17 protein-coding genes are annotated in these 18,753 nt (G+C 72.1%); 6 read left to right on the forward strand and 11 right to left on the reverse strand.

What is annotated here, in order from left to right; translation table 11 throughout:
• Window positions 1–74: 74 nt before the first annotated feature.
• The 11 genes from lanKC to ACIQ6R_RS34645 form a co-directional block, all read right to left on the reverse strand.
• A complete protein-coding gene (lanKC, locus tag ACIQ6R_RS34595) occupies window positions 75–2,741 on the reverse strand; it encodes a class III lanthionine synthetase LanKC (RefSeq protein WP_404225796.1) in 2,667 nt (888 codons plus the stop codon).
• 42 nt (window positions 2,742–2,783) lie between these two features.
• Window positions 2,784–4,457: a daptide biosynthesis intramembrane metalloprotease gene (gene mpaP, locus ACIQ6R_RS34600; protein ID WP_404225797.1), complete on the reverse strand. Its 1,674-nt coding sequence runs from the start codon at window positions 4,455–4,457 to the stop codon at window positions 2,784–2,786.
• The gene (locus ACIQ6R_RS34605) at window positions 4,454–5,200 is read right to left on the reverse strand and encodes an ABC transporter permease (RefSeq protein WP_404225799.1); all 747 of its coding nucleotides are present in this window, start codon (window positions 5,198–5,200) and stop codon (window positions 4,454–4,456) included. Before ACIQ6R_RS34605 ends, mpaP begins: the two co-directional genes overlap by 4 nt.
• The gene (locus ACIQ6R_RS34610; RefSeq protein ID WP_100045340.1) at window positions 5,193–5,930 is read right to left on the reverse strand and encodes an ABC transporter ATP-binding protein; all 738 of its coding nucleotides are present in this window, start codon (window positions 5,928–5,930) and stop codon (window positions 5,193–5,195) included. Before ACIQ6R_RS34610 ends, ACIQ6R_RS34605 begins: the two co-directional genes overlap by 8 nt.
• Before the next feature lie 196 nt (window positions 5,931–6,126).
• Entirely contained in the window at window positions 6,127–6,297 is a 171-nt protein-coding gene (locus tag ACIQ6R_RS34615; protein ID WP_179342686.1) for a daptide-type RiPP, read from the reverse strand.
• Window positions 6,298–6,359: 62 nt separating this feature from the next.
• The gene (locus tag ACIQ6R_RS34620; RefSeq protein WP_179342685.1) at window positions 6,360–6,530 is read right to left on the reverse strand and encodes a daptide-type RiPP; all 171 of its coding nucleotides are present in this window, start codon (window positions 6,528–6,530) and stop codon (window positions 6,360–6,362) included.
• Window positions 6,531–6,620: 90 nt separating this feature from the next.
• Window positions 6,621–7,847: a daptide-type RiPP biosynthesis dehydogenase gene (gene mpaC, locus ACIQ6R_RS34625; protein ID WP_404225801.1), complete on the reverse strand. Its 1,227-nt coding sequence runs from the start codon at window positions 7,845–7,847 to the stop codon at window positions 6,621–6,623.
• Window positions 7,844–9,169, reverse strand: a complete 1,326-nt coding sequence (gene mpaD / locus ACIQ6R_RS34630) for a daptide-type RiPP biosynthesis aminotransferase (protein WP_404225803.1) — start codon at window positions 9,167–9,169, stop codon at window positions 7,844–7,846. The genes mpaC and mpaD overlap by 4 nt, the downstream gene beginning before the upstream one ends.
• A complete protein-coding gene (gene mpaM, locus ACIQ6R_RS34635) occupies window positions 9,166–10,011 on the reverse strand; it encodes a daptide-type RiPP biosynthesis methyltransferase (RefSeq protein WP_404225804.1) in 846 nt (281 codons plus the stop codon). Before mpaM ends, mpaD begins: the two co-directional genes overlap by 4 nt.
• A gap of 4 nt (window positions 10,012–10,015) precedes the next feature.
• A complete protein-coding gene (gene mpaB / locus ACIQ6R_RS34640) occupies window positions 10,016–11,098 on the reverse strand; it encodes a daptide biosynthesis RiPP recognition protein (RefSeq protein ID WP_404225806.1) in 1,083 nt (360 codons plus the stop codon).
• Window positions 11,099–11,178: 80 nt separating this feature from the next.
• Window positions 11,179–12,141, reverse strand: a complete 963-nt coding sequence (locus ACIQ6R_RS34645) for an LLM class flavin-dependent oxidoreductase (RefSeq protein ID WP_404225808.1) — start codon at window positions 12,139–12,141, stop codon at window positions 11,179–11,181.
• 300 nt (window positions 12,142–12,441) lie between these two features.
• On the opposite strand from ACIQ6R_RS34645, the gene ACIQ6R_RS34650 reads away from it, so the two are divergent.
• From ACIQ6R_RS34650 to ACIQ6R_RS34675, 6 genes are read left to right on the forward strand one after another with little or no spacing between them, the layout of a single operon-like run.
• The gene (locus tag ACIQ6R_RS34650) at window positions 12,442–13,491 is read left to right on the forward strand and encodes a glycosyltransferase (protein ID WP_404225810.1); all 1,050 of its coding nucleotides are present in this window, start codon (window positions 12,442–12,444) and stop codon (window positions 13,489–13,491) included.
• A complete protein-coding gene (locus ACIQ6R_RS34655; RefSeq protein WP_404225812.1) occupies window positions 13,488–14,813 on the forward strand; it encodes an NDP-hexose 2,3-dehydratase family protein in 1,326 nt (441 codons plus the stop codon). Before ACIQ6R_RS34650 ends, ACIQ6R_RS34655 begins: the two co-directional genes overlap by 4 nt.
• Window positions 14,807–15,802 carry an NAD-dependent epimerase/dehydratase family protein gene (locus ACIQ6R_RS34660; protein ID WP_404225815.1) on the forward strand — a complete coding sequence of 332 codons (996 nt, stop codon included), beginning with the start codon at window positions 14,807–14,809 and terminating at the stop codon, window positions 15,800–15,802. The genes ACIQ6R_RS34655 and ACIQ6R_RS34660 overlap by 7 nt, the downstream gene beginning before the upstream one ends.
• Window positions 15,799–16,911: a DegT/DnrJ/EryC1/StrS family aminotransferase gene (locus ACIQ6R_RS34665; RefSeq protein ID WP_404225817.1), complete on the forward strand. Its 1,113-nt coding sequence runs from the start codon at window positions 15,799–15,801 to the stop codon at window positions 16,909–16,911. Before ACIQ6R_RS34660 ends, ACIQ6R_RS34665 begins: the two co-directional genes overlap by 4 nt.
• The gene (locus tag ACIQ6R_RS34670; RefSeq protein WP_404225819.1) at window positions 16,908–17,495 is read left to right on the forward strand and encodes a dTDP-4-dehydrorhamnose 3,5-epimerase family protein; all 588 of its coding nucleotides are present in this window, start codon (window positions 16,908–16,910) and stop codon (window positions 17,493–17,495) included. The genes ACIQ6R_RS34665 and ACIQ6R_RS34670 overlap by 4 nt, the downstream gene beginning before the upstream one ends.
• Window positions 17,492–18,709 (forward strand): methyltransferase domain-containing protein, encoded by a 1,218-nt coding sequence (locus tag ACIQ6R_RS34675; protein ID WP_404225821.1) that lies wholly within the window; start codon window positions 17,492–17,494, stop codon window positions 18,707–18,709. Before ACIQ6R_RS34670 ends, ACIQ6R_RS34675 begins: the two co-directional genes overlap by 4 nt.
• Window positions 18,710–18,753 lie beyond the last annotated feature (44 nt).

The raw sequence follows: 18,753 nt of genomic DNA on the forward strand, positions 1-18,753 counted from the left end.
TCCTGCCGGGAGGCGACGGGGTGGACGCGCGGTGGGGAGGAGGGCGTCCCGGCCGGGAGCGCCCTTCGGGGTGGTCAGAGGAACGGCAGTCGGCAGCGGCGGTCGCTCCACGCGGACCCGAGTGCGAGCAGCACACCGGCGGTGCCGGTCGCCAGGTCGGAGGAGATCCGCAGGGACTCCTGGCCGAGGAAGGCGGGACGGCCCTGGTGGCGGACGGCGTTGAGACCGAGTCCCGCCACGTGCCGGCTCTGCACGGGGTCCGTGCCGGGGCCGTGCTCCGGCCCGGACGGGTGGTCCGCGCCGCTCCGCGTCCTCTCCCGGACCGGCGCGTTCGTCATGTGCGCCCGCGCCATGATGACGCCCGCCCTGCCGTTCAGCAGGCCCGCCTGCGCGACGAAGGGCAGTTCCGTCGCGGCGAGGACGGCGTCGCGCGCCTGGGCCAGTTCGGTGTCCGGGAGGTGCGCGAGGAGGTCGTGCAGCACCATGCCCGTACCGCCGCTGCCGGAGGCGACCAGCGGCAGCCGTCCCGTGGTGCCGTCCGCGAACGGCGCCCCCGGTGTCCAGCCGAAGTCGGCGAGGTCCTGCCGCAGTGCCGCCACGGCGTGGTCCAGCAGGGCGGTGTCCCCGGTGTGTTCGTACAGGCGGAGCAGGAACAGGGCACCGCCCGACGCTCCTCGCAGCAGCCCCGCTCCTCTGCCCTCTCCAGGGCTTTCGGCGGTCGGCGGTCCGCCGGCGGCGACACGCACGACGCGCTCGGCGATCCGGTCCGCGTGCTCCAGCAGTCCGCGGTCCTCGGTGGTCCCGGCGAAGTGCAGCAGGGTCAGCCCGACGCCGGGGAGGCCGCCGTGGAGGCTGTGGTCGAGGCCATCCAAGGGGGCGTCGAGGACGCAGCCGAGGAGTTCGCGGGCGGTGTCTTCCCGGCCGAGCCGGTCCAGGGCGTACGCGATGCCGCCCAGTCCGTCGTAGAGGCCGGGCCGCGGGTCCTCGAGGGCGTGCGCCTTCCCGGCGAGCCAGTCGAGGTGTTCCTCCGGCACCCGGGCTCCCGCCTCGGCGAGGGCCCACAGCACTCCGGCGGCGCCGTGGGCGAGGTCGAGTCCGCCCTCCGGCGTGAAGAACTGTTCGGCGTCGCCCGGGAAGAGCCGGTCGTCGCGGCCCGGCTGGGCGGTCGCGAGCAGGCCGTCGGCCAGGGAGCGCAGCAGCGCGGGCCGGTCGGCCGGGGCGGGGAGGGCCCACACCGGCGCCGCGCGCCGCCCGCCGCCTCCACCGCTGCCCTCGGGGCCATCGGCGTCCTCAGCACCACCGGCACGCTCCGGGCGGGGCGCTGGGAAGGCCGTCGGCCCCAGATCCCGGTGGACCCGCTCCGCGTAGTCCTCGGGCACCGGGTAGTACGCGGTGATGACGTCGATCAGCTCGTCCGCCTTCTCCGGCGCCCAGGGCAGCACGGCCACCTGCGGGGCGAAGAGCGCGAGACGCAGACAGCCCAGCGCGTAGCGGTCGATGGCGAATCCGGTGTGCCCGGCCGGGGCGATGAACCCCACCGCGCCCATGGTCTGCGCGGTCGTGGCGTCCGGCGTGCCGGCCGTCTCGAAGTCGATGAAGACGACCCGGCCGTCGGGCCGGACCAGGATGTTGCCCGGGTGCAGGTCGGCGAAGACGACACCGCGCTCGTGCATGGCGTCGACGCCCCGCTCGATCTGGTCGAGCACGTCCAGTGCCCAGGCGGTGTACTCGGCGACGGTCTCCTCGGAACCGACCGCCTTCAGCAAGGGGTTGCGCCGGACGAGCTCCTTGGACAGCGCCGTCCCCTCCACGTACTCCCGGACCAGGAAGTAGTGTTCGTGCCCCTTGCGGTAGTCGATCAGCCGTGGGACGCAGGGCAGGCCGGTGAGCCGGCGCAGCGCCCAGTGCTCCTGTTCGTGGCGGGTGACGGCGTCGCGCCCGTCCGCGTCGAGGCCGGCGTGCGGGCGGGCCTCGCGCAGCAGGACCTCGGTGCCGTCCCGGGTGTCCGTGCCCCGGTACACCCCGCCGCCGTTGGAGAAGTGCACCGCCTTGGTGACCCGGTACGGGAAGTCCCGGAGCGTGCCCGCGTTGCGGGCGGCGATCGCCTCGGCCAGGCAGACCGGCGGGGTCACCCACTCGGGCGGCCGGAACCCGGGGCCCCGCCGGTCGGGGACCAGCCGGCCGTCGGGGTCCTCGATGCAGTGGATCAGTTCGCCCGTCCCGGACCGCACCGCCTGGAGGACGAAACCGCCGTAGCGGACGTAGAGCGGGCCGGAGCGCCAGCGGAGGTCGCTGAGGATGTACGGCCCGCTCTCACCGTCCAGCAGGTCGCCCAGCTCGTGGAGGATCCGCTCGAAGTGCAGATCGTCGAGCGGATAGACGGTGACGAACTTGCCGCTGCCGCTGCGGTCGCCGTACTTGCTGTTGCGCCTCTTGAGCAGGTCCCGGCTGCGGATGAACTTGAACATCACGCGCTCGGCGACGCAGTACTTCGCCACCACGTCGAGGATGTGGCCGGCGTTGTCCAGGGTCGCCGAGACGTGGATCTTCCAGCCCTGCCGCGGCAGCGTCACGCCGGGCGGGGACAGCACCACCCATTCGCTGCCCGGCGCGCGGCCCCAGCCCTCGGGCAGCTCGTCGTGGACGAGGGGGAAGTCGTCCTCGGCCGCGGTGGACCGGGCCGGCAGGTCGAAGAACGGCGTACCGGGCGGGCAGAAGTGCAGGTGCCGGATGATGTCCATGATGCCGAAGGAGTCCTGTTTCCTGATGCGGGTGAGGGCGGGTCAGCGAGCGGCCGGGGCGATGTACGAGAGGTAGAGCCATTCGCCCAGCGAGCGGCTGCCGGCCGCCACCCGGGCCGTCCCGATGCTCTCCGCCAAAGCCGTGTCGGTGACGGACAGCGGCAGCAGCACGGCGGGTATCGGGAGAGAGTCGCCCTCGCGCACCGGCACGAAGGCGGACAGCGGGGCGACGTCCTCCTCGGCCGGTCCCCGTCCCACGGTCGCGGACCCGATCTCGGTGCGCGTCACCATTCCGCGCCGGTACAGCGTCACCGGGGAGCCCGGGGCGACCGCTTCCAGGTCGGCCGCGTCCGACAGTACGAGCGAGGCCCTGTCGTCCTCGACGACGTAGCCGCCGGTGACCGTGTACGGCACGGTGACCGTCGTCAGCGCCGTACCGACCCCGGCGGTGAGCAGCAGCGCGACGGCGCACACGCGCCACATCCGGGCGCCGGCCGTGCGCGCCTCGCGCAGCAGCAGCCGTGCGCCGGTGAACAGGCGGTAGCCGAGGTAGACAACGCCGACCAGCACCAGCGTCGCGCCGATGAGGCCCATGCCCTGGAGGATGTCGAGCCAGAGGGTGAACGCCATCGCGATCAGGTAGACCGGGAAGACCATGGAGGCGAGGCCGAACGGCACGGACCACCGCAGCCCGGGCAGCTCCCGCGCGTACCGGCCGCCGAAGAGGACCTTCGCCAGGAAGCGGCGCGCGTCGGTCATCGTCCGATCCCGCAGGTGCGAGATGTCCAGGTGGGTCATGAGCGCGATGTAGCCGTCGAGCTTGACCAGCGGCAGCAGGTTGAGCAGGCCCGTCACGTAGGTGGACACGGCGAACACCAGCATGCCGTCGCGCAGGCCGGAGTCACCGGACGCGGCACCGACCCCGAACGCGCCGAGCGCCACCGACCCGGCGATGACCATCTGCGTCACCACTCCGGCGAGCGCCACCTGTACGCGCTGTTCCCGGTGGGGCAGCCGCCAGCCGTCGGAGACGTCGCAGAAGAAGGCGGGCGTCAGGTAGAAGAGCATGACGCCCATCCGGCTGGGGCGCCCCCCGTGGTGGGTGAGGACCGCGCCGTGGCCCATCTCGTGCAGCGCGGTCGCGACGACCGAGGCGCACGCGACGCCGAAGAGGACGCCCAGCGGGAGCGGGGAGCCCAGCGCCTGCCGCAGCTGCGGCGCCTGCAACGCGAGGGACAGCACACCGCCCAGGGCGAGGACGGCCGCGAGGACGGCGCCACCCCGGTTGGCCACGAGCCGCAGCAGCGGCACGAGCGCGGCGAGCATGCGTTCCGGCTTGACCACGGTGAACTGGAACGTCAGCGGTGGAACGAACTTGAACCAGGAGTTGGCGCGCCGGTGGGGCTGCCCGTCCTCCAGCAGCCGCATTTCGTGCAGGCTCTCGACCGCCCGCTCGACGGCCTCCTCCGTCCAGGGCGCCCCCAGCGCCTCCACCAGACGGGTGCGGTCGCGTTCCCCGTCCAGGACGCGCAGCAGCCGGACCATGTCGGTCCCCACCCGGATGTACTGCTGTGAGCCGCGCTGGACGACCCACGGCGCACCGTCGGCGATCGGCTCGTGGAGCCGCACGTCGGGGGCCAGCTGGGGCCGCTCCCGCAGGGCACTGGTCCGCTCGGGCGTCAGTGTCCCGCCCGATCCCGCCCGACCGAGCCTCATATGACGTCCCGGGTGAGGAACAGCCGGCGGGCGGCGTAACCGGCCACGGCCAGCCAGGCCCCGATGACGATCAGGGCGACGGGCACCGACAGCAGTTCGGGCTTGCCGTCCCGGTAGACCGAGCTCATCGCGATCGTCATGGTGAACCTGCCGACGGAGGGCACCAGCCGCAGCAGTGCCTCGTCGACGAAGAGCGTCAGGCCCAGCAGGGTCGCGACCGCGGCGGTCTGGTTGCGGATGATCCAGCCGAGCAGCACGCCCCAGGGGGCGCCCAGCACGGTGACCGTGAAGACGCCCACCAGGGTCAGCGTCGTCTCGTGGGTCCAGGCGGGTTCGAGATCGGTGGAGGCCGCGAGGAACACCGCCGGGGAGGCGGCGGCCAGTCCCGTGGCGAGCAGCGCGAACACGACGCCCATGCCGGTTCCCACGAGCAGTTTCGCGCCCAGCAGCCGGCCGCGTCCGCCGCTCAGCAGCACGGACCTGCCGATGGCCCCGGAGTTGTACTCCCGGGTGACGAGGACCGCGCCGAGCAGGGCGGTGAACAGCAGCAGCATGAACCAGGAGCGGACCACCTGGTCGGTGACGACCTCGATGGTCGTGGCGTCCTTGGCGATGTCCTCCTCGGCCTGGGCGACGAACCCGCTGCTCGCCAGGAACCCGAGAATCACTCCGATGAGGGCCAGCGACCACCAGGCGCGTCCGGTGAACGCCTTGGACCATTCGGCGGCTATGAGGTTACGCATGGGCGGCTTCTCCGGTTGCGGTCGACTCGGCGAGCTCGAAGAAGCGGTCCTCTAGGCTGTGTCGGCCGTCCGAGGTGAGCTCGGTGAGGGATCCGCAGTAGCGCAGGGTCTTCTGCAGGATCACCACGTCGTCGACCGTCTGCTCCACCTCGGCGAGCAGATGGCTGGACAGCAGGATGGTGCGGCCCTCGTCGGCGAGGGACCGCAGGAAGGTGCGCAGCCATCGAATCCCGTCCGGGTCGAGGCCGTTGGCGGGTTCGTCCAGGACCAGCAGTTCGGGGTCGGCGAGCAGCGCGGACGCCAGTGCGTGACGCTGCTTCATGCCGGTGGAGAAGCCCTTGAGCTGTTTGTCGGCACGGCCGTCGAGGCCGACGCGCTCCAGCACCTCGTCGACCCGTCGGCGCGGCAGACCGAGCATCCTGGCCCAGATCCTGAGGTCGCGGCGGCCGGTGACGCCCGGGGTCACGCCGATGCCGTCCATGCTGACGCCGATCCGGTGGGCGGCGTGCGGGAGTTCGGCGTACGGCTTGCCGAACACGGTGGCGCTTCCGGCGGTCGGCGCGGTGAGGCCCAGCAGCATGCGCAGCGAGGTGGTCTTCCCGGCGCCGTTGCGGCCGAGCAGGCCGACGATGCGTCCGGCGGGGACCTCGAAGGTGACGTCCTCGACCGCGGTGAACTCGCCGAAGCGTTTGGTCAGACCGCGGAAATCTGCTACGACGGCACTACTCATACTTTCTCCGTGCGGGAGTTTTCCGCGATGTGGCGCACACAGGCGAACGGACTGTGATTTCTTGGCATGGCAATTCCTTCTCAGTCGTCCCGGTGATGTCCCACGGCCGGGAACCCGGCTCCCCGCCCCGGAAGGAAACGAGACTTCCTTCCGGGGCGGGGTTCGCCTGTGCGGTCGTTCTCCGCGTGGGCGTGGATCAGGTGACGGCGACCGCGGAGGCCACACCGCCGTAGACGGCGCTGGCGGCTACCGAGACGACCACACCGTCCTTGAAGTTGGACCAGAAGCCCGGGGCCTCCATGGCCTCCAGCTCCTGCATGCCCAGCTCAAGCGCCTCGGGGGCGTTCTTCTCGAAGATGTCCTGCATTGTTCAACACCTCCTTCTCATCGAGTAGTTCGAATTGCGAGCCGATACCCGGAGTCCGGTTATCAGGTCGTCGCGATGACGGAAGCGACGATGCTGTAGGTGACGGCACCGCCGGCACCCGCGCCGCTGATGTAACCGGTCACGGACCAGAAGCCCGGGGCCTCCATGGCCTCCAGCTCCTGCATGCCCAGCTCGAGCGCCGGAGTGATGTCCAGCTCGGCAGAGTTCTGCATTTTTCTTTACCCCCCTTCCTTGTATGTGCTGTTCATCCGCGGAATTCGGGCGACAGCCCGCACCCGCGGAAGTCTCGGTGGATCCGGCGGTCAGAGGCTGACCGGCGTCGAATCGCACACCGCCCGTGCCAGCAGGCCCTCGATGTCGGCGGCACCCAGTCCGTCGAGCATCGGCAGCCCCGCGCCCCACGCCCGTACGCTGCGCCGGGCGACGACGGCTAGCCGGCCGGGTTCCGCGGTGATCCGCCGTCCGACGCCCCAGGAGTCGATCAGCGCCGCGATCCCCGCCCCCGGGTCCTCGGGCAGCGGCGGGTCCGCCCGTCCCTCGCCCACCGGGTCGAGGGCCGCCGCCCGCAGGCGCTGCCACAGCGCGTCCAGCCTGCGCGCCGACCCGAGCCGCGTGTCACCCGCGGCGATGGCTGACCACAGGGGCGGCAGCAGCGCGGCGACCGCCGTCATCTTGCGCAGACCCAGCTCGCTCGACAGCTCGTTGGCGAGGTACCAGCCCTTGCCGGCGTAGGGGGAACGGTTCAGGACCACCCAGCCGGCGTGGCTGAGGCCGCTGATCTTGGCGATCTCCGTGCGTTGCCGCTCGTCGGCCGCCCGGCCCCGAGCGCGGCAGGCCCGCACCTCGTTGCCGAGCCGTACCGCCCGTTCGGCCAGCGCCTGCGCCAGGGCGTCCTCGGTGGGCTGGTCCCGGTGCTCGCCGACGTAGCTGCCGCTGATCCTGAAGAGCACCTCCAGGACGCCTTCCGCGACGAGTTCGGCGGGCAGCGTCGCGGTTGCCTCCGGGTCGATCACCGCGGCGTCGGGGCGGAGCGCCCCGCCCATCACCAGCCGCTTGCCCCGTTGGTACGCGAGGCAGGCGACGGCACTCAGCTCGGAGCCGGTGCCCAGCGTCGTCGGCACGGCGACCAGGCGGGGCCCTCGGGACCGCTCGGCCCGCAGCAGGACCAGCCCGCCGCGCTGCGGGACCGTGAGCCGGGCGAGCGCGTCGGGGTCCGACCGCAGCAGGACCGCCAGCTTGGCCTGGTCGAGCAGCGAACCGCCGCCGACCGCGACCACCAGGTCCGCGTCCTGGAACCGCCCGGCGAGCTCGGTGACGGCCTTCGGCGTCCCGGGACCACTGACCACGACGGTCCGGACCGTCCGGCCGCCGCCCTCGATCCGCGCCCGCACCGAGCCCGCGATGCCGGCTTCGGCGACGCCGCCGTCCAACAGCAGGGCGACGGAGCGTTCCGGCCGGGTGCCGAGCCACTGCGCGAGCCCGTCACCGCCGTACGCCATCACCGTGGGGCAGTGCCAGCCGGGGGTCATGTCGCCGCCCCCGGTCCCGCCGGGTCCGCCGCTTGCCGCGTGTGCGCCGCGTGCGTCGTGTACGCCGTGATGCCGGTGCGTACGCAGTCCAGCAGCTCGGTCAGGTCGGCATCGGTGTAGATCAGCGCGGGGAAGAGCTGGATGCCGTTCATCCCGGGGTGCACGACGGCGCCGGCCTCGCGGATCGCGGCCACCAGGGCGGGGACCTCGGTCTGGGGCAGCGGCGAGCCGTCCGCTGCGCTCACGCGGACCGAGCGGAAGCAGCCCACGCCGGTGGTCCCGGACACCCGGGGGTGCTCGGCGGCCAGGCGCTCCAGTTCGGTGTCGAGCCGCGCCGACAGCCGCTGTCCCAGGGCCACCGCGTCCAGCCGCCGCATCTCCTCGACGGTGGCAAGGATTGTGGCGCAGGTGACGGGGGTGCCCGCCTGGGTCTCGCCGTGGGAGAGCAGCGAACCGGCGTCCGTGAAGACGTCGGCCACCTGGTGCGAGGCCACGACGGCCGCCGCAGCGCTGGTGCCGTTGGTCAGTCCCTTCGACGTGACCAGCAGGTCCGGCTGCCCGGGCCAGCGGTGCGAGGCGAAGAAGGCGCCGGTCCGGCCGAAGCCGGTGGCCACCTCGTCGGCGACGAGCAGGAACCCGTGCTCCGAGCGCAGGCGCAGCAGCTCGGCGACGTACTCGTCGGTGAGCGGGACCGCGCCGGAGCCGAGCACCGGCTCGACGACGACAGCGGCGACGTGCGCGCCCTGGCGATCCAGCAACGCCCGGATCTCCTGCGGGTCGTTGGGCGCCACGTGCCGCACCAGCCGCTGGTCGACGCCGTAGAGCTGCTGCCCCAGGTTGTCGCCGGTCAGCGCGAAGCCGCCGAAGGTCAGGCCGTGGTAACTGCCGCGCAGGCCGACCACGACCTTGCGCCGGTCCTGACCGCGCAGCGCGTGGTAGTGCCGGGCCACCTTCATCACCAGGTCGTTGGCCGCGCCTCCGGAGGTGGAGAACAGCACCCGCTGGTAGTGGTCCGGGCCGCAGACGTCGATCAGGGCCGCGGCCGCCCGGCGGGCGTAGACGTTCTCGTACCGGAAGACGCTGAGGTACGAGGCCTCGCGCAGGGCCTCGGCCGCCGCCTCGGCGATGGCCCGGTTGCCGTAGCCGAGGCTGGTGTTCCACAGTCCGCTGGAGCCGCACAGCAGCTCGCGGCCGTCGGCGAAACGGATCCGGACGCCCTGGGCCGACACGGCACACAGTCCGTCGTCGCCGTGCAGCTCCGGAGCCAGCATCGAAGGCCACAGGGCCGGGCCGGGGGCCGTCCCGGTGCCGTTGTCCGTCATGCCGACACCCCCACTTCCAGCAGTACGTCGCGGTAGCGCCCGGTGCCGGGCAGCGGGTGCCGGGACAACACCGTCAGGCCCGATGCCGCGAGCTCGGTCTCCAGGCGGTCGGCGGGCAGCACGCCGACGGTGGTGGAGCACACCGTGACGGGTCCCTCGTCGCCGACCGTCGCGGGGAAGATGGTGACGGTGCGGGTGCCGGACCCGGCCGGCCAGTGGTCGTGCATCCGGTAGACGCGTCCGCTGGCACCGACCGCCTCGATCACGGCCTCCACCTCCGCCTCGGACGCGGCCCCGTCGGTGTCGGGGCCCGGGGCGTCGGACGTCACGATGTCCGCCGTGGAGAGCAGGAACCGGCCGCCGGGTGCGAGGTGCTCACGCACCGCCGCGTACAGACCGGCCCGGCCCTCCTCGTCGAGCAGGGAGACCGAGGTCGTGCCCAGCACAATCACCTCGAACCGGCGGCCCAGCGCGAAGGAGCTCATGTCGGCCCGTACCGGGACGCAGCGCTCGCGCAGCCGGGCGGGTGCCTGCGCCAGCCGCTCGTCGAGCAGCCGCAGCATGCCTTCCGACAGCTCCAGCGCGGTCACCTCCCGGCCGAGCGCGAGCAGCGGCAGCGTCAGCCGGCCGGAACCGGCGGCCAGTTCGAGGACGGTGCCGGGCGTCCGCCGCACCAGACCCACCAGTTCGCGGACCTCGTGCGTGTCCTTCAGGGAGAAGTCGTGGTAGATCGGCGAGCCGGTCTCGTCGTACACGTCGTGCAATTCGGCCCGGTCACCGAGCTCGGCCAGCAGTTCGCCGGCCCGGCCCGGAACACTCGGCGGTGTCAGCGCGGCGGCCACGGTCTCACGCCCCCGCGCCGAGGAGCCCGGTGGACCGCAGCTCCACGCCCGCCTCGGCGAAGAAGGCCTCCACCTCGCGCAGGCGGTCCCGGTCGGCGTGTTCGGCGGCGGCGTCGAGGGAGCCGCACGCCAGCAGCGTCTCCGCGAGCACGCCCGCCGCGAGGCCGACCCGGAAGGTCCGGCCCGCCCCGAGAGCGTGCACGTACGCGGCCTCGTCCGTCCACAGCAGCAGCGGCAGCCCGGCGCCGTCGGCATCCGCGGCACCGGAGGAACCGGCCAGGTCGGGAGCGAGGCGGCCTCCGAAGCCGGACACCCGTACGCCGTCCAGGCCCCGGGCCCGCAGCTCCCGCACCGCGGCCAGCGCGGCCAGGTACCGGCCCAGCCAGGGCCGTTCGGTGAGTGCGGCCGTGCGGACGTCCTCGGGCACGGTGTCGCCCAGGGCGACCGCGCAGGGGTGCGCGGTCTCGGCGTTGGCACGGTCCCAGGCGGCCACGACGGAGGCGAAGCCGTCGCCCAGCCCGCCCAGTCGGCGGCCCCAGGGGGAGGTGGACAGTCCGCCCTCCTCCCCGACGTACAGCCGGGTGGCGGGGCCGTCCGAGGCCGGTCCGGCGCCCAGTGCCGAGACGTCCGCGAGCTGCACGGCCGGGTCGGTCGCGAAGGCGGCGAACTCGCCCTCGGCGTGAGCGTGGTCGGCGTCGGCGAGGAAGGCCTCGAAGTCCGCCTCCTCGGTGACGCGGATCAGGGTCGCGCCGATCACCGACATGTACGCGGACGTCGCGTAGTCCTGGGTCTGGAGGAAGAAGGAGTCGTCGATGGACAGGTCGCCGCCGGGCTCGCTCAGCGACCCCTGGTACCCCACGACGAGGGGGCCGGGGGCGTCCGCGTTCTCCGGGACCCGGCCCGGCGCGAGGACCACCGTGTGCGGGCCGACCAGGTCCGACCCGAGCACCTCGGCCAGGTGCCGCGGGTTCTCCAGGACCACCGTCGCGGCACCGGCGTACTCCTGCCCGGGGCGACCGGGCAGCGCCCGGCCCACCCCCCAGGACATCAGGTGCCGTCGGGCCGCGGACATACGGTTCCCGTCCACGTCTTCCACCCCCCATTTCGTATTCGACTTCTGTGTCGCGTCCGTCTTCGTCACGTCTGTCTGCGTCGCGGCCGTCTGCGTCACGCCGTGACCGATGTCAGGATCTTCTTCAGGTCGTCCATGGCGGCCTTCGGGCCGTGCACGTTGAAAACGCCGGTCAGATTCAGGACGATCTCGTCGACACCGGCCTCGCGGTAGGCCGCGAGTTTTTCGACGATCGTGTCGATCTCGCCGTGGACGAAAGCGTCGCCTTCGAGCATTCGTTTCGCCGCGGCCGGCAGTTCCTCGCCCGCGATGTCGATTCCGGCTTTCCGCAACATGTCGATGTAGTGCGGAGCACTCATGTGCCGGGAATTACTGGCCACCACCAATTCCGTCGGATCGTGGTCGGGCCTTTCCAGCGCCACCGGAACGATGGCCGACAGCCGGGGCGTCGCGCGCCCCGCCTTTTCCGCGCCTTCCGCCATGGCCGGCCGCACCGTGTCCCGGAGATAGGCGGGAGGTGTCAGCCACGTGACGGCGGCGTCGGCGACCTCACCGGCCAGTCTCGCCATTCCCGGCCGCAGCACTCCCAGCCCGAGGTCGATGCGCGGCGCCACTGCGGGGACCATTCCGGCGTGGCAGGAGAAGTACTCCCCGTTCAGCTCCACGGTCTTGCCCGAGAGCAGGCCGCGGACGATCGTCAGATATTCGCGCGCGGCTGTCAGCGGGCTGGCGTACGGGGTCCCGAGCAGGCTCCGCTGAAACGCCCTGCCGCCGGGGCCGAACCCCGCGACCACCGACTTGCCCGTGGTCATGGCCAGTGACCTGACCTGGTGGGCAGCCTCGTACGGGTGTCGCAGCGGCATCAGCGTGACACCGGTGCCGGTCGGCACCCGGAAGCCGGCGCCGGCCGCGGCGGCGAACCCCTGGAAGGGTTCGACCAGCATCGCCTGGCCCTGCCACAACCGGTCCGCACCGGTCCATTCGACCAGCGCGGCGTACGGCAGCAGCTGTTCCGGCCGACGCGGCAGAAACGGCATCAGTACCGAATACGCGGTCATGTGTCACTCCGACATCGAAACATGCCCATGAAAAGGGCACATTGATTCCCCCGACAATGTCACGGCGGGCCGGCCGGAAAGCCGATTCGCACGGCGCCTGTCGCCCCGACCTGACATCACAAAGATATGGGGTCGACGACCTCCGCGCCCCCGCCACAAGGACAGTCTCTTCCCCGTCCCGGGACGGGGAAGAGACGGGCCGCTCCCGTACCGGGGCGCCCACGACCCCCATTCACCTTGAACAGGAGGTCGCTGTTCGCTCATACTCCGACGCATCGGACCTTGGAAAGGCCATATCCCATGCCGCCACACATCAGCGTCATATGCCCTACGTACAACCGCGGTAAAGCAATTCTGTCGACGCTGGAATCCGTGCGGGCACAGACGATGCGCGACTGGGAAATGCTGGTGGTGTCCGACGCGAGCGACGACGACACGGACGCGGTGGTCGCGTCCCTGGCCGCGCGCGACCGCCGGATACGGCTGCTGCGGACCAGGCGGTTCGGGTCCCAGTCCGGTCCCACGAACATCGCGCTGGGCGAGGCCGCGGGCGAGTTCGTCGCCTACCTCGACCACGACGACCACTGGGAGCCGGACCATCTGCTCCGGCTCCGGCAGGCCTTCGACGACGGAGCCCGGTTCGTGGCCACCCGGGCCCGCAAGGCGACGGCCGCCGGAACGGTGACCGGCACGGCCCACCCCCTGTCCCTGTGCTGGCACCCGGACATCCAGCTGATGAGTCCGCTGTTCGAGAACTCCTGTGCCGGGCACGTCGCCGGCCTCGCCGAACAGGTGGGCGGCTGGCGCGAGTCCCCGGTCGGCCTGGAGGACTGGGACCTGTGGCTGCGCTTCGCCGATGCCGGCGAACGCTGCACCACCCTCCTGGACCGCACGGTGACCCTGCTGGACGACCCCGGCACCAGGACCCACAGCCTGGAGCGGCGGTTCACGCACGAGATCGCGCGGTTCGACGACGCCCTGTCCGCCCGCGCCGCGTACCGCGCACTGGCCGACGCCCGCAACCAGGTACGTGAACTCCGCGCCGTTCGGGAAGACTTGCTGACCTGGTACGGATTCCTCGCCGACAGCGGCGAACTGGTGCTCCCGCGTGGCTGGCGGGGCGGTACGGCGGCGCTCGAAGCCGCGGCGGAGTCGCAGATACGCGAGAACGGGACGGTGTGGAAGGGGCTGGCCCTCGTCCCCCGTGACACGTACGTCTCGCTGTGCGTACCGCTGTCGACCATGACCGCGGAGCACGCCGACCGCTACACGCGGTACTTCCGCGCCACCATGCACCACCAGATGGCGTTCCTCGAGGACGTCCTGCCGCACGGGAGCGTGCGGCGGTGAGCGTCCTGAAACACGCGGACCAGGCCGGGATCCGGTCCTGGCTCGACGGCACGAGGGAACGCCTGGGCATCCGCGCCGAACAGGTGCCGCTGGACGCCCTGGACGGCTGGGAGACCGATCCGGACGCCGGCGTCATCCGGCACCGCAGCGGCCGGTTCTTCTCCGTCGAGGGGCTGGACGTGCGGCGACCGGGGCACCCGGTGTCCCACTGGCAGCAGCCGATCATCAGCCAGCCGGAGATTGGGATGCTCGGCATCCTCGTCAAGCGGTTCGGCGGCGTTCCGCACGGCCTGATGCAGCTCAAGCCGGAGCCGGGCAACTGGGGCGGACTCCAGATCTCCCCGACCGTGCAGGCCACCCGCAGCAACTACACGGGGGTGCACAAGGGTGCCCAGGTCCCCTATCTCGACCACTTCCTGAACGCCGCCGCCCGGCACCGGATCGTCACCGACGTGCACCAGTCCGAGCACGGCTCGTGGTTCCTACGCAAACGCAACCGCAACATGGTCGTCGAGGTCACCGAGGACGTCGAGGCGATACCCGGCTTCCGCTGGTTGCCTCTGGCCGAGCTGCGGCAACTGCTTCGCGTGGACGACCTGGTGAACATGGACACCCGCTCCGTGCTCTCCTGCCTGCCACGGGTGGCGAGGGGCGGCACGTCCGCGCACCCGACCGCCGACGTCCTCGCCTGGATCGCCCGGAGGCGGGCCCGCTCGGGGATGGCCGTCGAGCGGCGGCCGCTCGGCCGTCTGGCAGGCTGGCGGCGCGACGCCGGGCACATCTCGCACGAGTCCGGCCGGTTCTTCGACGTCATCGGGGTACGGGTGGAGGCCGTCGGCCGCGAGGTCGACCGCTGGGACCAGCCGATGATCGCCCCCCACGGGGTGGGCATCGTGGCGTTCCTGACGACCCGTGTCGACGGCGTGCCGCACGTACTGGCGCAGTTGCGGGCGGAGCCCGGCTGCGCGGACACGGCCGAACTGGCGCCCACCGTGCAGTGCACACCCGCCAACTACGACGTGCTGCCCCCGGCCGCCCGACCGCCGTTCCTCGACGACGTGCTGGGTGCCGACCCCTCGTCCATCAGGTTCGACACGGTCCTATCCGACGAGGGGGGCCGCTTCCACCACTCCCGCAGTCGTCACCTCGTCGTCGAACTCGACGAGCGGGCCGAGCGGCCGGAGCGGCCCGGCTATCGCTGGCTCGCCCTGGACCAGCTCCACGAACTGCTGTGCCACGGAGGCCGCGTGAACATGCAGACGCGCAGTCTGCTCGCCTGTCTGTCCGCCCTGACCCCGTCCACGGACACCACGGCATGGTGAGCCGTCCCCTGATCACCGTGCTGGGCGCCTCCGGTTTCATCGGCTCCCACGTCGTCGCGGAACTCGCCGGGCGCCCCGTCCGGCTGCGTGCCGTGGCCCGTCGGCCCACCGTCCCGGCCGGGCTCGGGCGCTCAGTGGCGGACGTCGAGACCCGCGCGGTCGACCTCTCCCGGCCGGGCGGTCTCGCGGATGCAGTGGCCGGCTCCGACGCGGTGGTGCACCTCGTCGCGCACCACGACGGTGCGGGAACGTGGCGGGCGGCCGACGGCGACACCGCGGCCGAACGGCTCAACACCGGCCTGGTCCAGGAGCTCGCCGACGCCCTGCGGCCGGCGCCGGCCACGGGCCGGCCGCCGACCGTGGTGGTGTTCGCAAGCACCGCGGGCGCCGCCACGGACGGCGTGCCCGGGTTTGCGGGCACGGAGCCCGCCACCGCCTACGAGCGGCACAAGCTCGCCGCCGAGCGGGTGCTCGCCGATGCCACCGCCGCGGATGCACTGTGCGGCGTGTCCCTGCGGCTGCCCACCGTGTTCGGCCCCGCACCGGCCCCCGCGGTGGACCGCGGCGTCATCTCGGCCATGGCCAGGCGGGCGCTGGACGGCGCGCCGATCACGATGTGGCACGACGGCACGGTGCGGCGCGACCTGCTGTACGTCCGGGACGCCGTCACGGCGTTCACCGCCGCCCTCCACCACGCCCCGGCGCTCGCCGGACGCCACTGGTCCGTCGGCAGCGGCCGCGGCACACCGCTGGGCGACGTCTTCCGCACCCTCGCGGCCACCGTAGCGAACCGCACTGGAAGACCGCCCGTCCCGGTGCGCCAGGTCGAACCACCCGCGTTCGCCTCGGCCGCCGACTTCCGGGACGTCCGTGTCGACCACGCGCCGTTCCGCGCCGTGACGGGCTGGGCCCCGCGGGTCCCCCTGCATGAGGCCGTGGCCCGAACCGTCGCCGCGCTTGCCGACACCCATGGAAAGGACCCTCTGTGACCACCTACGTCTGGGACTACCTTCGGGAGTACGAGACCGAACGCGCGGACATCCTCGACGCGGTCGAGACCGTCTTCGGCTCGGGCCGACTCGTGCTCGGCGAGAGCGTGGCCCGCTTCGAGCGGGAGTTCGCCGACTACCACGGTGTCGGGCACTGCGTGGGCCTGGACAACGGCACCAACGCGGTCAGACTCGCCCTCCAGGCCCTCGGCGTCGGACCGGGGGACGAGGTGATCACCGTCTCGAACACGGCCGCGCCCACCGTCGTGGCGATCGACGCGGTCGGTGCCACCCCGGTCTTCGTCGACGTGCGCGAGGAGGACTTCCTCATGGATACCGCCCAGGTCGCCGCGGCGATCACCGACCGGACGCGCTGCCTGCTCCCGGTCCACCTCTACGGACAGTGCACCGACATGGACACGCTCGGGAACATCGCCGCGCGGCACGGCCTGGCCGTCCTCGAGGACTGCGCCCAGGCACACGGTGCCCGCCGGAACGGCCGGCGCGCGGGCACCTTCGGCGACGCTGCCGCGTTCTCCTTCTACCCGACGAAGGTGCTCGGTGCCTACGGTGACGGCGGCGCGACGATCACGTCCGACGACGAGGTGGCCCGCCGACTGCGCCGACTGCGGTACTACGGCATGGAGGAGCGGTACTACGTCGTCGAGACCCCTGGCCACAACAGCCGGCTCGACGAGGTGCAGGCCGAGATCCTGCGCCGCAAGCTCGGCCGCCTCGACTCCTACGCCGAGGCCCGCCGCGCCGTCGCCCGGCGCTATGCCGAGGGTCTCGCCGACACCGGTCTGGTCCTCCCCCGCGTCGCGCCGGGCAACGACCACGTGTACTACCTCTACGTGGTCCGCCACCCCCGGCGGGACGCCGTCCTCGATGCGCTGAAGTCCCGCGGCATCTTCCTCAACATCAGCTATCCGTGGCCCGTGCACACCATGTCCGGCTTCGCCCACCTCGGCCTCTCACGCGGAGCGCTTCCGGTCACCGAGGCCCTCGCGGACGAGGTCTTCTCGCTGCCGATGTACCCCACGCTGCCGCCCGAGACGCAGGAGACGGTGATCGCCGCCCTACGCGACGTACTGGAGGAATTGTCGTGAAGGCCCGGCCGCTCGCCGTGTTCGGCGCGGTGGAGTTCAGCCCCGCGTCGTACCCCGACGACCGGGGCCTGTTCGTGTCCACCTTCACGGAGGACGACTTCGCCGAAGCGGTCGGCAGGCCGCTCTTCCCGGTGCGGCAGGCGTCTGTGAGCGTCTCCCGCCGCGGAGTCGTACGGGGCGTGCACTTCACCGCCGAGTCACCGGGCACGGAGAAGTACGTCCACTGCCCGCGCGGCACGGCCCTCGACTTCGTGGTGGACCTGCGCGTCGGCTCACCGACCTTCGGGACCTGGGACTCAGTGGTACTGGACGCGCGGGACTTCCGCGCCGTGTACCTCCCCGCCGGCCTGGGGCACGCCTTCGTGGCCCTGGAGGACGACACGGTCATGTCATATCTGCTGTCCGCCGGTTACGTCGCCACGCAAGAACTCGCCGTGTCCGTGCTGGACCCCGAGCTGGGCCTGCCCCTCCCCCACGACGTCACCCCGGTCCTGTCCGAACGGGACCGGCTGGCCGTCACCCTCGCGGAAGCCGCCGACCGGGACATGCTGCCGCGTTTCACCCACTCCGAGGAGAACCCATGAGCAACTGCCGCGTCTGCACGGGCCCCCTGACCGAGTTCCTCGACCTGGGAACGCAGCCCAACTCCGACGCCTTCCCGCGCCCGGACGAGACCGACGGCGAGTTCTTCTTCCGGCTCGCGGTGGGCAGGTGCGGCTCCTGCACGATGGTGCAGCTGATGGAGGAGGTCCCGCGCGAGCGGATGTTCCACCGGGACTACCCATACCACTCCTCGGGGTCCTCGGTGATGCGGGAGCACTTCGAGAGCACGGCGCGCCGGCTGCTCGCCACCGAGGCGACGGGGCCCGACCCGTTCGTCGTCGAGATCGGCTGCAACGACGGCGTGATGCTGGCGACGGTCGGCGAGGCCGGGGTGCGCCATCTGGGAGTCGACCCCTCGCAAGGCGTCGCCGACGAGGCGCGGGCCAAGGGCGTACGGGTCCGTACCGCGTTCTTCGAGGAGTCGACGGCGCTCGACATCGCCACTGCCGAGGGCCGGGCGGACATCGTCTACGCCGCCAACACCCTGTGCCACATCCCGTACCTGGACTCGGTCTTCCGCGGGCTGGACGCCCTGCTGAAGCCGGACGGGGTGTTCGTCTTCGAGGACCCTTACCTGGGCGAGATCGTCGAGCGCACCTCGTTCGACCAGATCTACGACGAGCACTTCTACTTCTTCACGGCCCGCTCGGTGCGGAACATGGCCCGGCGCCACGGCTTCGAGCTGGTGGACGTCCTGCGGCTGCCGGTGCACGGCGGGGAGGTCCGCTACACCCTCGCACGCCTCGGCACCCGGGTGCCGAGGCTGGCCGTGGCCGAGCTGCTGGCCGAGGAGGAGAGCCGCGCCCTCGCCGATCCAGCGACGCTCGAGCGCTTCGCGGCCGATGTCCGGCGCACTCGAGACGAGCTGGTCGCCCTTCTCACGGGGCTGCGCGCGGAGGGCCGCAGGGTCGTCGCCTACGGTGCCACCGCCAAGAGCGCCACCATCGCCAACTACTGCGGCATCGGCCCGGACCTGGTCTCCTCCGTCTACGACACAACTCCTGCCAAACAGGGGCGTCTCACCCCCGGTTCCCACATTCCGGTACACCCCTCGGAAGCCTTCAAAGAGCCCTACCCGGACTACGCGCTGCTCTTCGCCTGGAACCACGCGGAGGAGATCATGTCCAAGGAGCAGGAGTTCCGCGCGGGCGGCGGCAAGTGGATCCTCTACACCCCGACGGTCCGCGTCCTTTGAGGAACTGTCCGCGACACCGCTGCGGAGCTCGTGAATCGCCCCGG

Origin of the sequence: Streptomyces sp. NPDC096048 (assembly GCF_044763415.1) — a bacterium.
Classification (GTDB): Bacteria; Actinomycetota; Actinomycetes; order Streptomycetales; family Streptomycetaceae; genus Streptomyces.

Coding starts and splice junctions, on each gene's coding strand:
- ACIQ6R_RS34660 (WP_404225815.1), top strand. CDS start 14,807: ATGGTGAGCCGTCCCCTGATCACCGTGCTGGGCGCCTCCGGTTTCATC.
- ACIQ6R_RS34610 (WP_100045340.1), bottom strand. CDS start 5,930: ATGAGTAGTGCCGTCGTAGCAGATTTCCGCGGTCTGACCAAACGCTTC.
- ACIQ6R_RS34620 (WP_179342685.1), bottom strand. CDS start 6,530: ATGCAGAACTCTGCCGAGCTGGACATCACTCCGGCGCTCGAGCTGGGC.
- mpaD (WP_404225803.1), bottom strand. CDS start 9,169: ATGACGGACAACGGCACCGGGACGGCCCCCGGCCCGGCCCTGTGGCCT.
- ACIQ6R_RS34605 (WP_404225799.1), bottom strand. CDS start 5,200: ATGCGTAACCTCATAGCCGCCGAATGGTCCAAGGCGTTCACCGGACGC.
- lanKC (WP_404225796.1), bottom strand. CDS start 2,741: ATGGACATCATCCGGCACCTGCACTTCTGCCCGCCCGGTACGCCGTTC.
- mpaC (WP_404225801.1), bottom strand. CDS start 7,847: ATGACCCCCGGCTGGCACTGCCCCACGGTGATGGCGTACGGCGGTGAC.
- ACIQ6R_RS34675 (WP_404225821.1), top strand. CDS start 17,492: ATGAGCAACTGCCGCGTCTGCACGGGCCCCCTGACCGAGTTCCTCGAC.
- ACIQ6R_RS34645 (WP_404225808.1), bottom strand. CDS start 12,141: ATGACCGCGTATTCGGTACTGATGCCGTTTCTGCCGCGTCGGCCGGAA.
- mpaP (WP_404225797.1), bottom strand. CDS start 4,457: ATGAGGCTCGGTCGGGCGGGATCGGGCGGGACACTGACGCCCGAGCGG.
- ACIQ6R_RS34615 (WP_179342686.1), bottom strand. CDS start 6,297: ATGCAGGACATCTTCGAGAAGAACGCCCCCGAGGCGCTTGAGCTGGGC.
- ACIQ6R_RS34650 (WP_404225810.1), top strand. CDS start 12,442: ATGCCGCCACACATCAGCGTCATATGCCCTACGTACAACCGCGGTAAA.